The sequence below is a fragment of the Candidatus Binatia bacterium genome (assembly GCA_036382395.1).
Lineage (GTDB): Bacteria > Desulfobacterota > Binatia > HRBIN30 > HRBIN30 > JAGDMS01.
Genome location: DASVHW010000415.1, coordinates 1 through 15,697, shown reverse-complemented (window position 1 = coordinate 15,697; position 15,697 = coordinate 1). Strand labels below are relative to the sequence as shown.

16 protein-coding genes are annotated in these 15,697 nt (G+C 64.8%); 12 read left to right on the top strand and 4 right to left on the bottom strand.

All coding sequences use genetic code 11. The features are described from left to right. Nucleotides 1-83: 83 nt before the first annotated feature. The 4 genes from VF515_20485 (at nucleotide 84) to VF515_20470 (ending at nucleotide 1,239) form a co-directional block, all read left to right on the top strand. Nucleotides 84-305, top strand: a complete 222-nt coding sequence (locus VF515_20485; GenBank protein HEX7410003.1) for a hypothetical protein — start codon at nucleotides 84-86, stop codon at nucleotides 303-305. Beyond that, nucleotides 278-613: a type II toxin-antitoxin system PemK/MazF family toxin gene (locus VF515_20480; GenBank protein HEX7410002.1), complete on the top strand. Its 336-nt coding sequence runs from the start codon at nucleotides 278-280 to the stop codon at nucleotides 611-613. Before VF515_20485 ends, VF515_20480 begins: the two co-directional genes overlap by 28 nt. Before the next feature lie 146 nt (nucleotides 614-759). Further along, entirely contained in the window at nucleotides 760-993 is a 234-nt protein-coding gene (locus VF515_20475) for a hypothetical protein (protein HEX7410001.1), read from the top strand. Between the two features lie 6 nt (nucleotides 994-999). Then, nucleotides 1,000-1,239 (top strand): hypothetical protein, encoded by a 240-nt coding sequence (locus tag VF515_20470; GenBank protein ID HEX7410000.1) that lies wholly within the window; start codon nucleotides 1,000-1,002, stop codon nucleotides 1,237-1,239. A gap of 72 nt (nucleotides 1,240-1,311) precedes the next feature. Here the strand turns inward: VF515_20470 and VF515_20465 are convergent, their stop codons facing one another. After that, nucleotides 1,312-2,460: an acyl-CoA dehydrogenase family protein gene (locus tag VF515_20465; GenBank protein ID HEX7409999.1), complete on the bottom strand. Its 1,149-nt coding sequence runs from the start codon at nucleotides 2,458-2,460 to the stop codon at nucleotides 1,312-1,314. A 15-nt stretch (nucleotides 2,461-2,475) separates the two neighbouring features. After that, nucleotides 2,476-3,516 (bottom strand): acyl-CoA dehydrogenase family protein, encoded by a 1,041-nt coding sequence (locus tag VF515_20460; GenBank protein HEX7409998.1) that lies wholly within the window; start codon nucleotides 3,514-3,516, stop codon nucleotides 2,476-2,478. Nucleotides 3,517-3,645: 129 nt separating this feature from the next. Between VF515_20460 and VF515_20455 the strand changes: the two genes are divergently transcribed. From VF515_20455 to VF515_20420, 8 genes are all read left to right on the top strand, one after another. Next, nucleotides 3,646-4,710 (top strand): TIGR03617 family F420-dependent LLM class oxidoreductase, encoded by a 1,065-nt coding sequence (locus VF515_20455; GenBank protein HEX7409997.1) that lies wholly within the window; start codon nucleotides 3,646-3,648, stop codon nucleotides 4,708-4,710. Between the two features lie 18 nt (nucleotides 4,711-4,728). Next, on the top strand, nucleotides 4,729-5,904 hold the full coding sequence (locus VF515_20450) for a CaiB/BaiF CoA-transferase family protein (GenBank protein ID HEX7409996.1): 1,176 nt from the start codon (nucleotides 4,729-4,731) through the stop codon (nucleotides 5,902-5,904). 50 nt (nucleotides 5,905-5,954) lie between these two features. Further along, nucleotides 5,955-7,232: a MaoC family dehydratase N-terminal domain-containing protein gene (locus tag VF515_20445; GenBank protein HEX7409995.1), complete on the top strand. Its 1,278-nt coding sequence runs from the start codon at nucleotides 5,955-5,957 to the stop codon at nucleotides 7,230-7,232. A gap of 20 nt (nucleotides 7,233-7,252) precedes the next feature. Next, on the top strand, nucleotides 7,253-8,815 hold the full coding sequence (locus tag VF515_20440) for a fatty acid--CoA ligase family protein (protein ID HEX7409994.1): 1,563 nt from the start codon (nucleotides 7,253-7,255) through the stop codon (nucleotides 8,813-8,815). Further along, nucleotides 8,808-9,611, top strand: a complete 804-nt coding sequence (locus VF515_20435) for an enoyl-CoA hydratase-related protein (protein HEX7409993.1) — start codon at nucleotides 8,808-8,810, stop codon at nucleotides 9,609-9,611. The genes VF515_20440 and VF515_20435 overlap by 8 nt, the downstream gene beginning before the upstream one ends. 106 nt (nucleotides 9,612-9,717) lie before the next feature. Beyond that, complete coding sequence (locus VF515_20430) at nucleotides 9,718-11,070, top strand: DUF1329 domain-containing protein (GenBank protein HEX7409992.1); 1,353 nt, start codon at nucleotides 9,718-9,720, stop codon at nucleotides 11,068-11,070. A 74-nt stretch (nucleotides 11,071-11,144) separates the two neighbouring features. Beyond that, nucleotides 11,145-11,999, top strand: a complete 855-nt coding sequence (locus VF515_20425; GenBank protein ID HEX7409991.1) for an SDR family oxidoreductase — start codon at nucleotides 11,145-11,147, stop codon at nucleotides 11,997-11,999. A gap of 24 nt (nucleotides 12,000-12,023) precedes the next feature. Then, nucleotides 12,024-12,536 carry a VOC family protein gene (locus VF515_20420; protein ID HEX7409990.1) on the top strand — a complete coding sequence of 171 codons (513 nt, stop codon included), beginning with the start codon at nucleotides 12,024-12,026 and terminating at the stop codon, nucleotides 12,534-12,536. Between the two features lie 207 nt (nucleotides 12,537-12,743). Here the strand turns inward: VF515_20420 and VF515_20415 are convergent, their stop codons facing one another. Beyond that, on the bottom strand, nucleotides 12,744-14,444 hold the full coding sequence (locus VF515_20415) for a thiamine pyrophosphate-binding protein (protein HEX7409989.1): 1,701 nt from the start codon (nucleotides 14,442-14,444) through the stop codon (nucleotides 12,744-12,746). A gap of 199 nt (nucleotides 14,445-14,643) precedes the next feature. Further along, nucleotides 14,644-15,697, bottom strand: a 1,054-nt coding sequence (locus tag VF515_20410; GenBank protein ID HEX7409988.1) for a uroporphyrinogen decarboxylase family protein, incomplete at its 5' end; no start/stop codon positions are given.

Here is a 15,697-nt window from a genome sequence, read left to right as displayed (position 1 = left end):
AGAGGTGCGTTTTCGGGGTTTTCCTACAAGCTCGTTAGGCAGGGGTGGCCGGATCGTGTAGACTCCGCCCGGAGAGTGAGATCATGATTCGAACAGTCGAAGCTGTGATTGATGAGCAGGGAAATGTGCGACTGCTGGAACCCGTCCAGCTTCCTGCCGCCCGGCGGGCGCTCGTGACCATCTTGGAGGAACGTCCCGGTGCCGGCGTGCCGGAGAGCGCGCTGCTCAGTGAGGCGGCACTTGCTGAGGACTGGAACCGACCCGAGGAGGACGAAGCGTGGTCGCACCTACAGCAGGTGCGGTAGTTCTCGTCCGCTTTCCGTTCTCGGATCTCTCGCAGACGAAGTTGCGTCCGGCTGTCGTACTTGCCGGGGCCGGTCGCGGGGATTGGATTCTGTGCCAGGTGACAAGCAACTCGTACGGTGACGCGCGCGCAATCAAGCTTGAGGACGTCAGCTTCACTACCGGGGCACTTCGTGTCACGAGCTATGCCCGACCCGGCAAACTCTTCACCGCTAATCGCAACCTGATTGTGGCGCCGGTTGCTGCATTGAAGCCGGTGTGGCTCACGCAGATCGTCGATGCGGTCGTGAACCTTCTTCGAGGTAGCTGATGACACGCATCGCACAAGCTCTGCCCAACCCGCGCGTCGAGCCGACCGGCGTGAGCTTGGCTGCCAATCGCGAACGCCGGTGCGCCGGCGGCTCACGCGCAAGCCGTTAGCGCACTCGATGCACAGGTGATAAGTCCTCCACGCTCATGGGCTTCGAGATCATCGGCGCGATCCGAAACGCCCAGACCTTCGCGGTCGGCCCATCGATACGGGACCTTCCGCGGCTGCGCCGGCTGTATGGCCGGGGGCGCTGGCGAAAGCGCAAAGGTGTGGCCACCGTGCGACTCGACGACGGGTTCGTCGCGGAGGCCGAGTTGCATTGGTATGAAGCTACGGGAGTTGGTAAGAAGGAACTCAGAATCAAGCGTCTATTGGGATGATCGAACATGAGACGACGGGCAAGCAAAGAGCGGCAGTTTGCGGTGTGCGTTCGTAACACAGGGTATCCGGCGTCGCTGGAGCTGCGAAAGATCTATGAGGTCCTGCCCGATCCGCAGGGCGCGGAGCATGGGCTGATCCGAGTCATCGATGAATCCGGCGAAGACTATCTCTACCCGGACAAGTTCTTCATGCGTATCGAACTTTCTCAGCCAATTGAGAGTGCCATTCGCCGGGCAGCGGGGTGAGCTTTGTGAACGCAGGCACGAGCGTGAGTCCGGCCGGGCCGTTGCCCGGCTCGCGGCCCGCCGCCGCCTTCGCTATTTCCCTGCACGCGGCAGTTTGAGCACGCGCTGCGCAACGATGTCGCGCTGGATCTGCGACGTGCCCCCGAAGATGGACTGCGCCCGCGACCAGAAATAGAGGTCGAGGTCGAGACCGTCGTCGAGCAGGGCGGCGGCTCCGCGGAGATCCATCATCGCACGGTGCAGGCTCTGGTCGGTACGCGTCATCAGCAGCTTGTCGATCGAGCCCTCCGGACCCGGTGTCGATCCGTCTTTACGGCTCGTGAGCGTACGCTGCACTTGCACCTGGAGCGCACGCAGATCGACATACGCCTTGGCCAAGGATGCCCGCAGTGTCGATTCTCTCCGGAGGGTTCCCGCGCGTCCCTCGTCCTCGAGGATCCGAAGCGTGCGCGCAAAGCGCGACACCCAACCGATGTCGGCTGGCCCGCGTTCGTAGCCCAACAGCGACATGGCGATCACCCATCCCTGGCCGGGCTTGCCGAGCAGATTGGCCGCGTCCACTTCCGCATCGTCGAAGAACACTTCGGCGAACTCGCGAGTGCCGCTGGCGGTCACGATGGCGCGGCAATCGATGCCCGGCGTGCGCATCGGAACCAAGAACACCGAGATGCCGTGGTGCCGGCGCGACCCGGGCTCGGTTCGCGCCAGGAGCAGACACCAGTCGGACCAGATCGCCTCGCTCGTCCAGATCTTCTGCCCCGTGATCCGGTAGCTGGTAACGACGCCGCTCGACTCGACGGCTTCCGCTCGCGTCGAAAGGTTGGCGAGATCGGACCCCGCACCCGGTTCGCTGAAGCCCTGACACCAGCGGACCTCACTCGCCAGCAGGCCGGGAAGGTGTTGCCGCCGCTGCTCTTCGGTGCCGTACAGCCGAATGGCGTTGGCGATGTGGCCGAACGCCGGACCTGAAGGAGCCCCCGCGGCTCCGAGCTCATCGTTGAAGATGGCCTCGTAGGTGGCCGGCAGCCCCCGCCCTCCAGAGTCGACGGGAAAGGACAGGCCCACGTACCCGGCGGTGTACAGCTGGCGGTGCCAGGCAAAGAGGAACGCCGCGCGCGAGTCCGGTCCCACGGGAATCGGCTCGCGCGCGGCATGCTCGGCAAGCCAGCTCCGGAACTGGATGCGGAAGTCGCGCTCTTCCTGGCTATCGCGAAAATCCATCCGTGCTCCCTCGGCTCACAACGGTGCGACCGACCGGAACGAGGCGATCGCGTCGAGTTGCGCGTGCTCGTCACCCAGTGTTTGGCGGCCGATCAGCGCGCGCCGCACGAGCAGGTGAGTCATGTGTTCCCAGGTGAAGCCGACGCCGCCGTGCAACTGCAGCGCCGTCTCGGTCACCTCGCGCGCGTGCTCCGAGCAATAGGCTTTTGCCGTGCGCGCCGCGAGTAAGGCCTCCGGCGCGTCCAGCTCTTCGACCGCCCATCCGGCGTACCACGCCAGCCCACGGGCGGCCTCGACCGACACCTGCGCTTCCGCGGCCATGTGCTGCACCGCCTGGAACGTTCCCACAGGCACACCGAACTGCACGCGAGTGGACACGTATGCCACCGAGAGATCGAGGGCCGCCTGCATCACGCCGACGAGGTCGCCGCAAATGGCCGCCAGTGTCAGGGCCAGCGCTCGGTCCACGGCGTCCGCCGGCAGCGCTGCTCCCAGATCCCCAATGTCCACCGCCTCGGCCGCCGCATTCACCACGCGAAGCTCACGCGTCAGATCGACGGCGTTGAGGCGCACCACCTGCGGGCGCACTGCCGCCAATCGCATCGAGTCACGGTCGATGACCAACCCCGCGTCCGCTCCTCTCGCTTCCCACGCCACACCCGGCTCGCCTCGAAACGCGAGCCGCGCGAGCGTGGGGTCGAGGACGGGCGCCAAGCGCACGCGCCCACTGGCAAGCGACTCCAGCAACTCGGTGGACGCCCCGGCAGCGGCCAGCAGGTCGCTCGAGCAAATTGCCGAACCGATGAATGGTAACGGTACCAATCGCTTGCCGAGTTCCTCAGCAGCCAGAACAGCCTCGACTCCCGAAAACGGCATTCCTCCGGCAGACTCCGGAATCCGCATTCCCAGCAGACCCATCTGGCCGAGCTGTGCCCACTCGGTTCTCCCCGAACCCTCCGGCGGCAGCTGCGCCGGCGACTGCGGAGCGAGATCCGCGGCCAGTCGCGCGACGCTGTCGCGCAGTGCTTCTTGTTCCTCAGTGAGACTGGCGTCCATAGTCTAAAGGGGCGGCACGCAAGAACCGGCGTCTTCCTTTGCACTCCGGGGCCGGTGTTGCAAGTGTCCGTGTCGCTGGGATAGACGGAATGCCAAACGAAACCCAACCGGCAAGATACAGAGGAGACGATGCGAGTTGAAACAACGATGTTGAGCCCGGACACGGCGCAGTACGCCGGAACGGTCGCGGGCGGAATGCGTGTTGACGCCATTGCGGCGGCGGCCCGCAAGGTGGAGGAGTTAGGCTTCGACGGCGCCACGACACCGGAGGCCGGTCATGATCCCTTCGTGCCGCTGGCGATCGCGGCCGAGCATACCCGGCGCATCAGCCTCGCGACCAACGTGGCCATTGCGTTCCCGCGCAGCCCGCTGGTAACCGCACAGGTCGCCTGGGATCTACAGGCGCTTTCCGGCGGACGATTTCAGTTGGGACTGGGAACGCAGGTGAAGGGCCACAACGAGCGCCGCTACGCCGCTCCCTGGACCGCACCGCCGGGCCCGCGCATGCGCGATTACCTCCTCTGTCTCAAGGCGATGTTCGCGAGCTTCCAGGACCCGAAGAAGCCGACATATTTTACCGGCAAGCACTATCAGTTCAGCATGATGACGCCGTTCTTCAATCCAGGGCCGATCGAGCATCCCCACATCCCCATCTACCTCGCGGCCGTCAATCCGTACATGTGCCGTCTGGGCGGCGAGTTGTGCGACGGTATCCGCTTGCATCCGCTTTGCACCTTTCGGTACACGCGCGACGTGGTCCTGCCAGCAATCGCCGAAGGCAGCGCGAAAGCCGGCCGCCAACCTGGGAACATCGACGTCGTCGGCTGCCCGTTTCTGGCCGTCAGCCGCAGCCAGGAGGGACTGGCGGCCGCGAAAGCAGCGGTCAAGCAGCGCATCGCGTTCTACTCCTCCACCCGGACCTATCATTCGGTGCTGAAGTTCCACGGTTGGGCGGATCTGGGGATGCAGCTCCATCAGCTCTCGCTCGAAGGCAAGTGGCGGGAAATGCCGCGACTGATCAGCGACGAGATGATGGAGGAGTTCGCCATCGTCGCGGTTGGCGACGAGTTCACGTCGAAGGTGAAGGAGCGCTGCCAGGGGCTCTTTTCCACCTTCCTCATCGACGGCGCACCGGAGCTGCAACGGGACGAGGGCTGGCTGCGGCGGTCGATCGAGGAGCTGCACCGGCCATAGTCAGCCGGGAGTGAAGCGATGAGCGCGGCCCTGGAAGGTCTCAAGGTAGTCGACCTGACCAACGTCGGTCCGGGCGCCCACTGCGTCAAGATCCTGGCCGATCTTGGGGCGGAGGTCGTTCGCATTGTCGAAGCGGCGTCGGTGATGGCGAAGCGCGGCCGGACCCAGTGGAAAGCGCCGTTCTGGGCGTACGGGATGCGACGCAACACGAAGGTGCTCGGCCTCGACCTCAAGAGCACACCAGGGCTTGAGGTCTTCTGCCGGCTTGCGGAGCGAGCCGACGTCGTCATGGTCGGGCTCCGCCCCGCCGCCGCGGAACGGCTGGGCGTGCATTACGACGCCCTGCGACAAGCGAACCCCCGCCTTGTGTACTGCTGCCTCACTGGCTATGGCGCCAGCGGACCGTACCGCGACGTGGTCGGCCATGACATCAACTATCAGTCGATTGGCGGCACGGTGGGCATGACGGGCGCAATGGACGGGCCACCGGTGATCCCTGGCGCGACGGCGGCCGACAGCGCCGGTGGCGGCATGCACGCCGCGATCGCCATCCTGGCGGCCATCGTCGCCAGACGGCACACCGGGCGCGGCCAGTTTCTCGACGTCGCGGCCACCGATGGCATCGTCAACATGATGTCCGTTGCGGTCGACGAGTACCTCAGCACGGGCGTCGAACCGGGACGAGGAGCGACGTTGCTCACCGGCCAGTATCCCTGGTACAACCTCTACGAGACCAAGGACGGAAAGTACGTCAGCGTGGGCGCCATCGAGCCCTGGTTTTACCAGAACCTGTGCCGTCTCATCGGCTTGGAAGATCTCATCCCGCATCAGTACGCTGAGGGCGAGAGACGCGATGACATGTTCAGGCGATTTCGCCAGACCTTCCGGAGCAAGACCCGCGCCGAGTGGGTCTCATTGCTGATGCACGCCGACACGTGCACCGCCCCGGTGTATTCGATTGCCGAACTGGTCTCCGATCCTCACCTCCGGCAGCGCGGCATGATTCAGGAAGTGGCGCATCCGATTCGCGGCAAGGTCGATCAGACGGGTATCCTGGTCCACATGTCGGATACGCCGGGCACCATTCGCAACGTCGACCCACAGCTCGGAGAGTTCACCGAGACGATCTTGCGCGACGTTGGCTACACCACGCCGCGGATCCAGGAGTTGCGTGACGCGGGGATTGTCGACTAAGCCGGCTCATGCGCCGGGATACAGGGCGATCGACCCCTGTGGGAGGATCAATGGCCAGGAGTGACGCTGCGAGAATCACGGACGAAGGCATCGCGCGATTGCGGCAACGCATTGCGGTGCCGGTCGCCCATCCTCAACCACCACACTACGAGTGCCCGAATGCCGACGCCTTCCGGATCTTCGCGCGCGCCATCGGCGACGACAACCCCTTGTGGTGCGATCCCGAATACGCGGCACGGACCCGTTGGGGCGCGCCGATCGCCCCGCCCGCGATGGTCGGCGGCGACACGCTCATCGGCATCGATGAAGGGTCGGAGTTGACGCCCGAGACCAAGCAACTGATGCGCGGCGATCCGTTGGGCGGCGTGCACGCGTTCTACTCCGGAAGCGCCCGCGAGTGGTGGCGGCCCCTGCACGCCAACCGACGGGTATACCGGCGAAACGCCTTGGTCGCCGTGCTCGATAAGAAAAGCCAGTTCGCCGAACGCGCGGTGCACGAGTGGACCGCCCAGGTGTTTCGCGACGACCAGCAAGCCTTGCTGTCGGCGCAGTACCGGCTCATGATCCGCACCGAGCGCGAGAAGGCGCAGGAGCGGGGCGAGTCCCGCTCCATCACGATCGAGCCCTACACCGACGAGCAGCTCGCCGCGATCGACGCGCAGTACGCGCGCGAGAGACCGCGCGGCGCCGAGCCCCGCTTCTGGGAGGAGGTGAACGAGGGTGACGAGGTGGGCCCGCTGGTCAAAGGGCCACTCACCGTGACCGACATCATCTGCTGGCACGTGGGCGTCGGCATGGGCCTCTACGGCGTCGGAGCGCTGCGCCTGGCGTACAAGAACCGCCAGCGCCTCCCGCGCTTCTATCACCGCGACGAGCTGAATGTCCCCGACGCGATGCAGCGTTGCCACTGGGACCCGGCGTACGCGCGCAAGGCCGGCAACCCGACCACCTACGATTACGGCCGCATGCGCGAGACCTGGCTGATTCACTTGTGCACGGACTGGATGGGAGACGACGCGTGGTTGTGGAAACTCGACTGTCAGTTTCGAGCCTTCAACTTCGTCGGTGACACGCACTGGATGCGCGGACGAGTCACGCGGAGGTATCTCGCGGCAGGCGACCGCCCCGCCGTGGATCTCGACCTGTGGGGCCAGAACCAGCGCGGCGAGGTCACCACGCCCGGCCATGCCACGATTCTGCTTCCGAGCCGGCAGCACGGTCCGGTGCGGCTCCCCGACCCGCCCGGCGGCGCAACCGATCTACAGGGCTTGCTGGAAATGCTTGCCGATCGCTTCGCCGCCGACGCACGACGCGTCGGGGAGGCATAGCAATCTTGGAGGGGTTGCCGGTGCCGAGGGACATCTCCGAGCGAATCCGCGACGTGCTGCGTATCAATCCGGCCGCAGGCGCCGTCGAGTTTGAAGGTGTGTGGCACTCGTGGGGAGCGTTGACCGCAATTGTCGACGCCGTCGACCAGGCGCTGGACGGTGCCGGTCTGGGCCCAGGCACACCCATCGGTTTGCTGCTGCGCAACCGGCCGTGCCTGGTGGGCGCATTGCTCGCCGTGCTCGCCACCCGACGGTGTGTGATCACCGTCAACCCGCACCAAGGCGACGCGAAGCTCGCCGACGATGTGCGTGCGCTCCGGCTGCAGGCGATCGTCGCGTGGCGCGACGAGTGGGAGCGGCCGGAGCTGCGCGGCGCCGCCATCAGGACGGGCAGCGTCGGTCTGGCGCTCAGCGATGGCGCCGGACCACCCGTGGTGCCGGTGCGGGGACTCGAGCAGCTGGGCGACGGCCCGCACCACGAGCTGCTTCCGGGTATCGCCGTGGAGATGCTGACCAGCGGCACCACCGGTCCGCCGAAGCGCGTCAAGCTCAGCTACGACGCGCTGGAGCGGTCCTTCGCTGGCGCGGCGCACTACGAGCGGCGCAAGGGCGATGACGAGCCCGCGACGCTGCGTCACGGGGTCGCCATCATCAGCGCTCCGCTGGTGCACGTCGGCGGGCTGTGGCGCACGCTGCAGTGTGTCACCGACGGACGACCGATCGCACTGCTGGAGCGGTTCCGCGTCCTTCCGTGGCTGGAGTTGGTCAAACGGCATCGCCCGAAGACCGTCAGCCTCGTGCCGGCGGCGCTCCGCATGGTGCTCGACGCCGACATCGCTCGCCAGGAACTCTCCAGCATCAAAGCGGTCCTCTCGGGCACGGCGCCTTTGCCACCCGAGACGGCACTCGCCTTCGAGGAGAAGTACGGCATACCGGTGCTGGTGTCGTACGGCGCCACGGAGTTCGCCGGCGGTGTCGCGGGGTGGACCATCGAGGACCATCGTCGCTGGGCGCGCACCAAACGCGGCAGCGCCGGTCGCGCGCACCCGGGCTGCCAGTTGCGCGTGGTACACTCCGATGACGGTCGCGAGCTGCCGGCGGGATCGACGGGATTGCTGGAGGCACGCTCGGCGCAGCTCGGCAGCGGATCGGGTTGGGTACGCACGACGGACCTCGCGGCGATCGACGAGGATGGATTCGTCTGGATCAAAGGGCGCGCGGACAACGTGATCAATCGCGGCGGCTTCAAGGTCTCGCCCACCGAGGTGGTCGGCGTGCTCCACATGCATCCGTCCGTCCGTGAGGCCTCGGTCGTGGGCTTGGCCGATGCGCGCCTCGGGCAAGTTCCGGTGGCGGCCGTGGAGCTCCACGAGGGCGCCCCGCCGATCGACGGCGAGCAGCTTCGTGCGTTTGCCCGCGAGCATCTCGTCACCTACCAAGTTCCGAAGGAGATTCGCGTGGTGGAGAGACTCCCACGGACGGCGTCGATGAAGGTCAGTGAGGAGGGCGTCCGGGCACTTTTTCAGACGGATCCGACGACAGACACGGTGTCAGTCGATCAAGCAAGGGAGTCCGATGACTGAACCCATACCCGAACTCGGTGTCCAGCAGGACGGGCCGGTGCTCCGCATCCGCCTGCAAAGACCGGACAAGCGGAACTCGATGACGCGGGACATGCTGGTCCAGCTCATCGGCTGGATCGAGAACGCCCCCGACAATGAGGACGTGCGCGTGATCGCGCTGAGCGGCGAAGGCGAGCACTTTTGCGCCGGCATGGATCTCGTAGCCGTCAACGCCGAGAGCGACAAAAAGCCCCGCGCTGGGGACATCCAGCGACGGATGCCGCGCGGGGCAAACCGCCTGATCTCCGCCATGCTCAACGTCCAAGTGCCGATCGTCTGCAGCGTGCGCGGCTGGGCCAGCGGGCTCGGCTGTCATCTCGCGCTTGCTTCAGACTTCACCATTGCCTCGGAGACCGCCCGTTTCGTCGAGCCTTTCGTCAAACGCGGATTCACCCCCGACAGCGGCGGCACGTATTTGCTTCATCGTCTAGTCGGCCTGACCCGTGCCAAGGAGGTCCTCTTGCTCGGCCGTGAGATCGACGGCCGGCGGGCGGCCGAGTGGGGCCTCGTCCATGCAGCCGTGCCCGATGCCGACCTCGAGCCCGCCACCGAGGCGCTGGTGACCGAGTTGGCGGGTGCGGCCACCATCGCACTGGGCCTCACCAAGTGGCTCATGCACCGGGCGCTCGATGTGGATCTCAGCGATGCCCTCAGCAACGAGGCTCTCGCCTTGGAGCTCACCGCGCGGAGCAAGGACTTCAAGGAAGGGATGACGGCCTTCGCTCAGAAGCGCCCCCCACGCTACGAGGGACGCTGACCTGTTATGACCTCCATGCAAAGCCTCTATGGATGCGATCAATGTTTAGTCTTTGATTTATGGAAATGGATGGCCTAGCGGGAGGCTGAAAAGCGGGAGGTCAGCTATGCGTCTATCGTTCGCGGGAGGCGTCTGCTGCGTAATCGCAGCGACGCTGGTCGGATCATCCCCACTGTTCGCCGGCAGCACGGAGGAAGTCGCTCCCGGTCTCAAGGCCGGCGACGTTCTCGATCAAAGCAACTGGCAGCTTGCCAAGGATCTGCTGCCACCGGAGATTCTCAGGCATTACGAGCGTGGCGAGTACCGCAACAAGATCGCACCTGCCCCAACGGAGCGCTACCATTGGGACCCCGATTTCGAGGCCACCAGCGTGGAGAACGCCAAGTACCTGGACGTAGACGAGCGCGGCGGGATTGTCGACAAGCGGACCGGGAAGCAGCCCGGCTTCCTCTACGGCATACCGTTCCCGCACGTCGATCCGAACGATCCCAAGGCAGGGACGAAGATCGTGTGGAACAATCAGATCAACTGGCGGAACTCGGGCAATTCCTCCTACAGCTCGTACATCGCGATACTCAATCCCAAAAGCCTGGACCGTGAGACGATTCAGGACGTCACTTTCCTCTTCTATGACGGCCAAGGCCCCCGACTCACGCCCAAGGAGAATCCAATGAACCTCTCCGAGCAGCTGCTATCGGTGGCCTCGTCACCGGCCGATCTCAATGGTACCGCTGCCCTGGCCTGGCGCTATCGCGACAGCGACAAACGCGACTCCCTCTGGGCGTACGTGCCCGCTCTTCGCCGCGTACGCGCGGTAAGCCCGGCAAACCGGTCGGACGGCACTTACGGCTCCGACATTTCACAGGACGACGGCGGGTTCTTCGACGGCAAGGTCGAAGACTTCACGTGGAAGTTCGTTGGGCAACGCGAGGCTCTGGCCTTCGCCGATCCAGCAACCTTGCCAACGGACATGCCGCAACCAGTTCCGTATAAGGATGGTGGCTGGCTGATGGTGCCCGAGCCGGAGTCACCGACTGTGGGGTACCGGACGCCTGGCTGGACCGGGCTGGCGTGGGCGCCGACGGACCCGGTGTTCATCAAGCGGAAGGTGTGGGTCATCGAGGCGGAGCCTCACGACAAGTATTACCTGTACGGCAAGATCGAATTGTGGATCGACCAGGAGATGTGGGGGGGCGTGTACAACCGCAAGTATTCGTGGAACGGCGAACTCCTCCAGAATTATGCGGTGACGCTGGAACGCAACCATCTCGCGGGGCCGCCGGGAGCACAGGAATGGCTCTGGTACGGCCCATCAGCATACTTCTGCGTGGAGGCCCTGAAGTTCAACCGGGCCAGCTGCGCGGGGCCACGGCTGCACGTGGGCACGGCCTCCGTGCGCCGCCTCCCGATCAACCCAAAGATGTTCGAATCGACCTCGCTAACCCGATTTGGAAAGTAGCGCCAACCGTCGGTTCGTCCCCGGATGCGTTGCCCGTAGTGGAGAGGACAGACGCCAGCGAGAGGTAGGAGACGGTGAGCATCAACGTGGCCCTGAGTGGGCAGACCGCGCTCGTCACCGGAGGCGGAACCGGGATCGGCTTGGGCATCACCCGCCGCTTGCTCCAAGCGGGCGCAACGGTGACCATCGCAGCGCGACGCAAGGACGTGCTCGAGACGGCCGCGCGAGCGCTCGAAACCGACGTCGGCACGGGCGCCGAGATCCGCTGGATCTGCTGCGACGTGACCGTGGAGGATGACGTCGCCGCCGCCATCAAGGCGGCCGCCGACAAAACCGGCCATCTCGACATCGCCGTCGCCAACGCAGGCTCCGGCAGCCCCGGCCCGATCCTCGCCCAGACTCCCGACTCCTGGCGCCACTCCTTCGACGTCAACGTGGTCGGCTCGGCCATGACGATCAAGCACGCCGCGCTAGCCATGAAGGACTCCGGCGGTGGCGCGATCGTGGCCATCTCTTCGCAATCGGCGATCCGTCCCGCGCTCTACATGGCCCCCTACACCGTGACCAAGGCCGGCCTCGATGCCTTGGTGCGTTGCGCCGCGCAGGAGCTTGCCCCGTTCGGCATCCGGGTGAACGGCATTCGGCCCGGGCTCGTCATGAGCGAAGGCGTGACGCTGGCGCTTGATGAGCAGTTGCTCAAGGCTGTGGTTTCCCGGACGTTACTCGGCCGTCCGGGTGACGCCGAGGAGATCGGGGACAGCGTTCTCTATCTCGTCAGCAGCCTGTCACGCTGGGTCACCGGGCAGGTCTACAACGTGTGCGGCGGCTTGTCGGTCTCCGACCACGACGACTTCTCCAGTCTGTGCAGGCAAATATACGGCGAGCAGCAGTTCGACGCGCTCACCGGCCGGCCCTCCACGAAGCGTTGAAGCGAGAAGAGTGCCGCATCGATCATGGACGCGAGACACGAAACCGATTCGCTCGGCCTGTTGGCCGCAACTATGGGGCCCACGGCCCGCGCCTACCACACGGGGTACGTCGTTCGTGACCTCGATCGGGCGATGGCCGTCCTCGGTGAGGCAATGGGCATCAGGTGGGCGCCCGTAATGGACTATCCCGGCGCCATGGTGCGGACGCGCGACGGCATCTTGGAAATCCCGCAGCTATCCCTCACCTACTCCACCTTGCCTGTACACGTCGAGCTGATCCAGGAAGCTCCAGGCAGCCTCTGGGTGGCCGGCAGCGACCTCAGAGGGCACCACATCGGCGTGTGGGCAGACGACCTGGAAGCCGAATCCGCCCGCCTCGAAGCGCTCGGCCTGCCTCTGCACACGCACGGGCTCGACGCCGACGGCAAGATGTGGTCCTTCGCCTACCACGAGACCCCGTTCGGTCTCTACGTCGAACTCGTCGACGCCGTGGCGAAGAGCTTCTACCCTCACTGGTTCGCCCAAGCCGCGAGTTGATCGCGGGAGCAAAACCCCGGAGACACCGGTCTTTACCAACATCAACGGGCAGCCGATCGAGCCGAACTCGTTTTTGGCGCCGTGGTATGACCTTGTTCGCATTTTGGCCGGACAGTAGTGAGTCAAGATGAGCAATCACCGCAAGAAGGCACCGCCCAGACGCGGGCCGTTCCCCCGATGGCCTCAATTAACTGACTGGCATTGCGGCTAGGCCTCGCCGGGCGGGATCGTTTCGTAGTACGGGATGCGCGTGTGTCCCTCCGGCACCGCCTGGCTCAATTGCTGCATAATCGGGTGCACGATCTCAGGTGCGATCGCGAGATCGAGACACGCCGGCTTGCCGGAATCAAACGCTCGCCGCATCGCCGGACCGATCTCCTCCGGCCGCTCGACCCGCTCCGCGTACAAGCCGAATGCGGCTGCGATCTGGTCGTAGCGGGTGTCGGGCAGATCGACGATGACCCGTGTCTCCGTTCCGTAGAGCGCCTGCTGCCCGTGCAGCGACATGCCCCACCCTTGGTTGTTGAACACGATCGTCGTGATCGGCAGCTTGTGTCGGACCATGGTGTTGAACTCCGGCAGATGGAATCCCAGGGCGCCGTCGCCGCTCAACAAGACCACACGCGACTCGGGCCTGGCAACCTGCGCGCCGATCGCAAAGCCCGGGCCAACGCCGAGCCCACCCATCATCCCCAGCCCGAACCATGACCGCGGCCGGTGGGCTCGTGCAAAGAACGACATCCACGCGCTTAGCTCTCCCCCGTCGTAGATGGCGATCGTCTCCGTGTCCAAGGCCTCGACTACAGCCTTCGCCGCGAAGTACGGGTGCATGCGGCCTGATGGGGCGATCGGGTCGTCGCCGGCGTAGAGATACGCGTGCCCGCCCTGAGCGGCCTTCGTGGCGTCGTTCCATTTGGCCCAATTCGGCCAAGTGCTGCGACTCGTCGCCAGTGCCCGAACGAATTCGGCGGCATCTGACCGGACCGCGAGATCGACCGTCCCAATCCGCCCGGGTTCGGTCCCGTCGATATCGACGTGCACGACGCGCGCCGACGCTGGCACCATCGAAGTCGATCTACCGCCGAGCATGACGCCACGCCGGGCACCAAGGAGGATGATGAGGTCGGGCACCTGCCCAATCATCGCCAGCGTCGTGAACTCCACGGGACCCCCCAGCAGGCAGGAATGGCCGTACGGCAGGACGCCGTGACCCCACGAGGAGACGACCACGGGAATCTTCGTTCGCTCAACGAACGCGCGCAGCGCCTCCGACATGCCCGGCGAGACGGCGGCGCCGCCGCCGATCACGATCAGCGGACGCTCCGCGCTCGCGAGCAGGTCAGCGGCGACGGCGACGGCGTGCGCCGAGGGGCCGGGCGGCTGTATATCGACCAGAGTGGCCGTGCTCGCGGTCGCTTCGTCGACCGGACGGGAAAGGACGTCGATGGGAAACTCCAGAACCACCGGACCGCGGACCCCAGCCGTCGCGTGTCGGATCGCGAGCGCAACCAGGTCGGGGATGCGCGACGCCGTCGTGACCCGGTGCGCCCACCGCGTCACGGCGGACGCGGCAGCGATCTGATCGATGCCTCCCTGCAGCACGTTCAGCTCCGCCTCTCGCGGTGGCGGCGAGCTGGTCAGGAGCAGCATCGGTATGCGGTCCACGTACGCGTTCGCCAACGCCGGAAAAACGTTCATGAAGCCGGGGCCGGCGGTGGCGAACGCGACGCCGAGGCCGCCTGTGGCGCGAGCGTAACCTTCCGCCGCATTCCCCGCCGCCGCCTCGTGGCGGGTGTCGATCAGAGAGATGCCGTGGCGCACCATGCTGGTCAGGATCGGATCGAGATGGCCACCGTGAAGGCCAAACGCGTGCCGGACGCCGGCCGCCGCCAAGGTTCGCGCAACCAGTTCACCGCCGTGGGTTGTCGTGATCTTCGAAACCTCCTCAACGTTGGAAGAGCTTGTGAACGCAAGAACCGGCGCCTGCGCCGCTGCTCAGGGGACAAACGGATGTTCACCCAATATCAGACATTCCCGCACCCTCGGCCGTATCCCAAAAACCTCAGACGGACCCGCATATACGCCGTGGATAAACGATCAGCAAATTTCATTTTTTAGAGAACTCGTAAGTCCTGCCCGTTTGGACCATAGCCCTCCAGTTATCGAGTTTGACGGCGGTGGGCATCTCGCAGCCGGTGCCCAGGATAAACCCACCATCGCCGCCGACGTCGTCGATCAGTCTCTTGCAGTAGGCCTCCACCTCTTCCGGCTTGCCCAAGGACATCAATGCGGGATGTACGTCGCCAGCCAGGCACAAGTGACCTCGCAACACCTCTTTAGCGGCAAAGATATTGGTGCTGCTATCCAGAGCAAGAATCGCCGAGCCGCGGGGCAGTTGCTTGAAATAGGGAATATTCTTGTCCCAGTTCAGGTCTAGGTGGAACCAGGTAACGATACCTTCGGACCAAAGGGCGTCCACTATTTCCATTGTGTACGGCCACCAGAAGCGCTCGAACATCGGCAGGGAGAAGAAGGAGGCCTCGGCTCGCTCCTCGGCGATGAAAGCGAGCTTGGTGCCTAACATCTTGCAGCTATTGATTATTTGCTCAATCGTCTCACGGGTGACTACCTTCAGTGCCCGCTCCACCTTCTTCGGGTGGTAGTACAGGTCTTCGATGAATTTCACCATAGAGCGGCCCATAGAAAACCTGAAGAAGGGATGGAGAGGGAATCCGTGGGCAGGATATAGGGTGACAACTCCTCGTCGCTTCCACCTATCAAGCGTCTTGAGGAAGCCCGGTGCTGCATTCGCCATTAGGTTGGCCACCTCCTCCGGCGTTATGTCCATGATGCGGTACAGGTAATCCTCGAACATAAACCTCTTCCAACCTATCTCAGCGATGGTGTCGTAGTCTCCCGGTTTCATAACCTCTTCCTCAACTGCCTGGGATGTATAGTCGTCGGGCAAATCCACCCCTGCCAATTTCATCTTAACCCCCATGGTCCAGCACAATGTTAATTTTGTCCTCATAGCACCACCAGGAGGGATACTGGCCAGGTCCATGTCCCATCCCCCGGTATAATCCCATACCTTGTCGATGATGGCCCATGCTTTGTCTGCACTTATATTTGATGTGAGCCAGTCCGCCACGGTTCCACCG

What these genes read in the sequence shown, in the direction of transcription:
- VF515_20485 (HEX7410003.1), top strand. Translation starts at nt 84, where the DNA reads ATGATTCGAACAGTCGAAGCTGTGATTGATGAGCAGGGAAATGTGCGA.
- VF515_20475 (HEX7410001.1), top strand. Translation starts at nt 760, where the DNA reads ATGGGCTTCGAGATCATCGGCGCGATCCGAAACGCCCAGACCTTCGCG.
- VF515_20470 (HEX7410000.1), top strand. Translation starts at nt 1,000, where the DNA reads ATGAGACGACGGGCAAGCAAAGAGCGGCAGTTTGCGGTGTGCGTTCGT.
- VF515_20465 (HEX7409999.1), bottom strand. Translation starts at nt 2,460, where the DNA reads ATGGATTTTCGCGATAGCCAGGAAGAGCGCGACTTCCGCATCCAGTTC.
- VF515_20460 (HEX7409998.1), bottom strand. Translation starts at nt 3,516, where the DNA reads ATGGACGCCAGTCTCACTGAGGAACAAGAAGCACTGCGCGACAGCGTC.
- VF515_20455 (HEX7409997.1), top strand. Translation starts at nt 3,646, where the DNA reads ATGCGAGTTGAAACAACGATGTTGAGCCCGGACACGGCGCAGTACGCC.
- VF515_20450 (HEX7409996.1), top strand. Translation starts at nt 4,729, where the DNA reads ATGAGCGCGGCCCTGGAAGGTCTCAAGGTAGTCGACCTGACCAACGTC.
- VF515_20445 (HEX7409995.1), top strand. Translation starts at nt 5,955, where the DNA reads ATGGCCAGGAGTGACGCTGCGAGAATCACGGACGAAGGCATCGCGCGA.
- VF515_20435 (HEX7409993.1), top strand. Translation starts at nt 8,808, where the DNA reads ATGACTGAACCCATACCCGAACTCGGTGTCCAGCAGGACGGGCCGGTG.
- VF515_20430 (HEX7409992.1), top strand. Translation starts at nt 9,718, where the DNA reads ATGCGTCTATCGTTCGCGGGAGGCGTCTGCTGCGTAATCGCAGCGACG.
- VF515_20420 (HEX7409990.1), top strand. Translation starts at nt 12,024, where the DNA reads ATGGACGCGAGACACGAAACCGATTCGCTCGGCCTGTTGGCCGCAACT.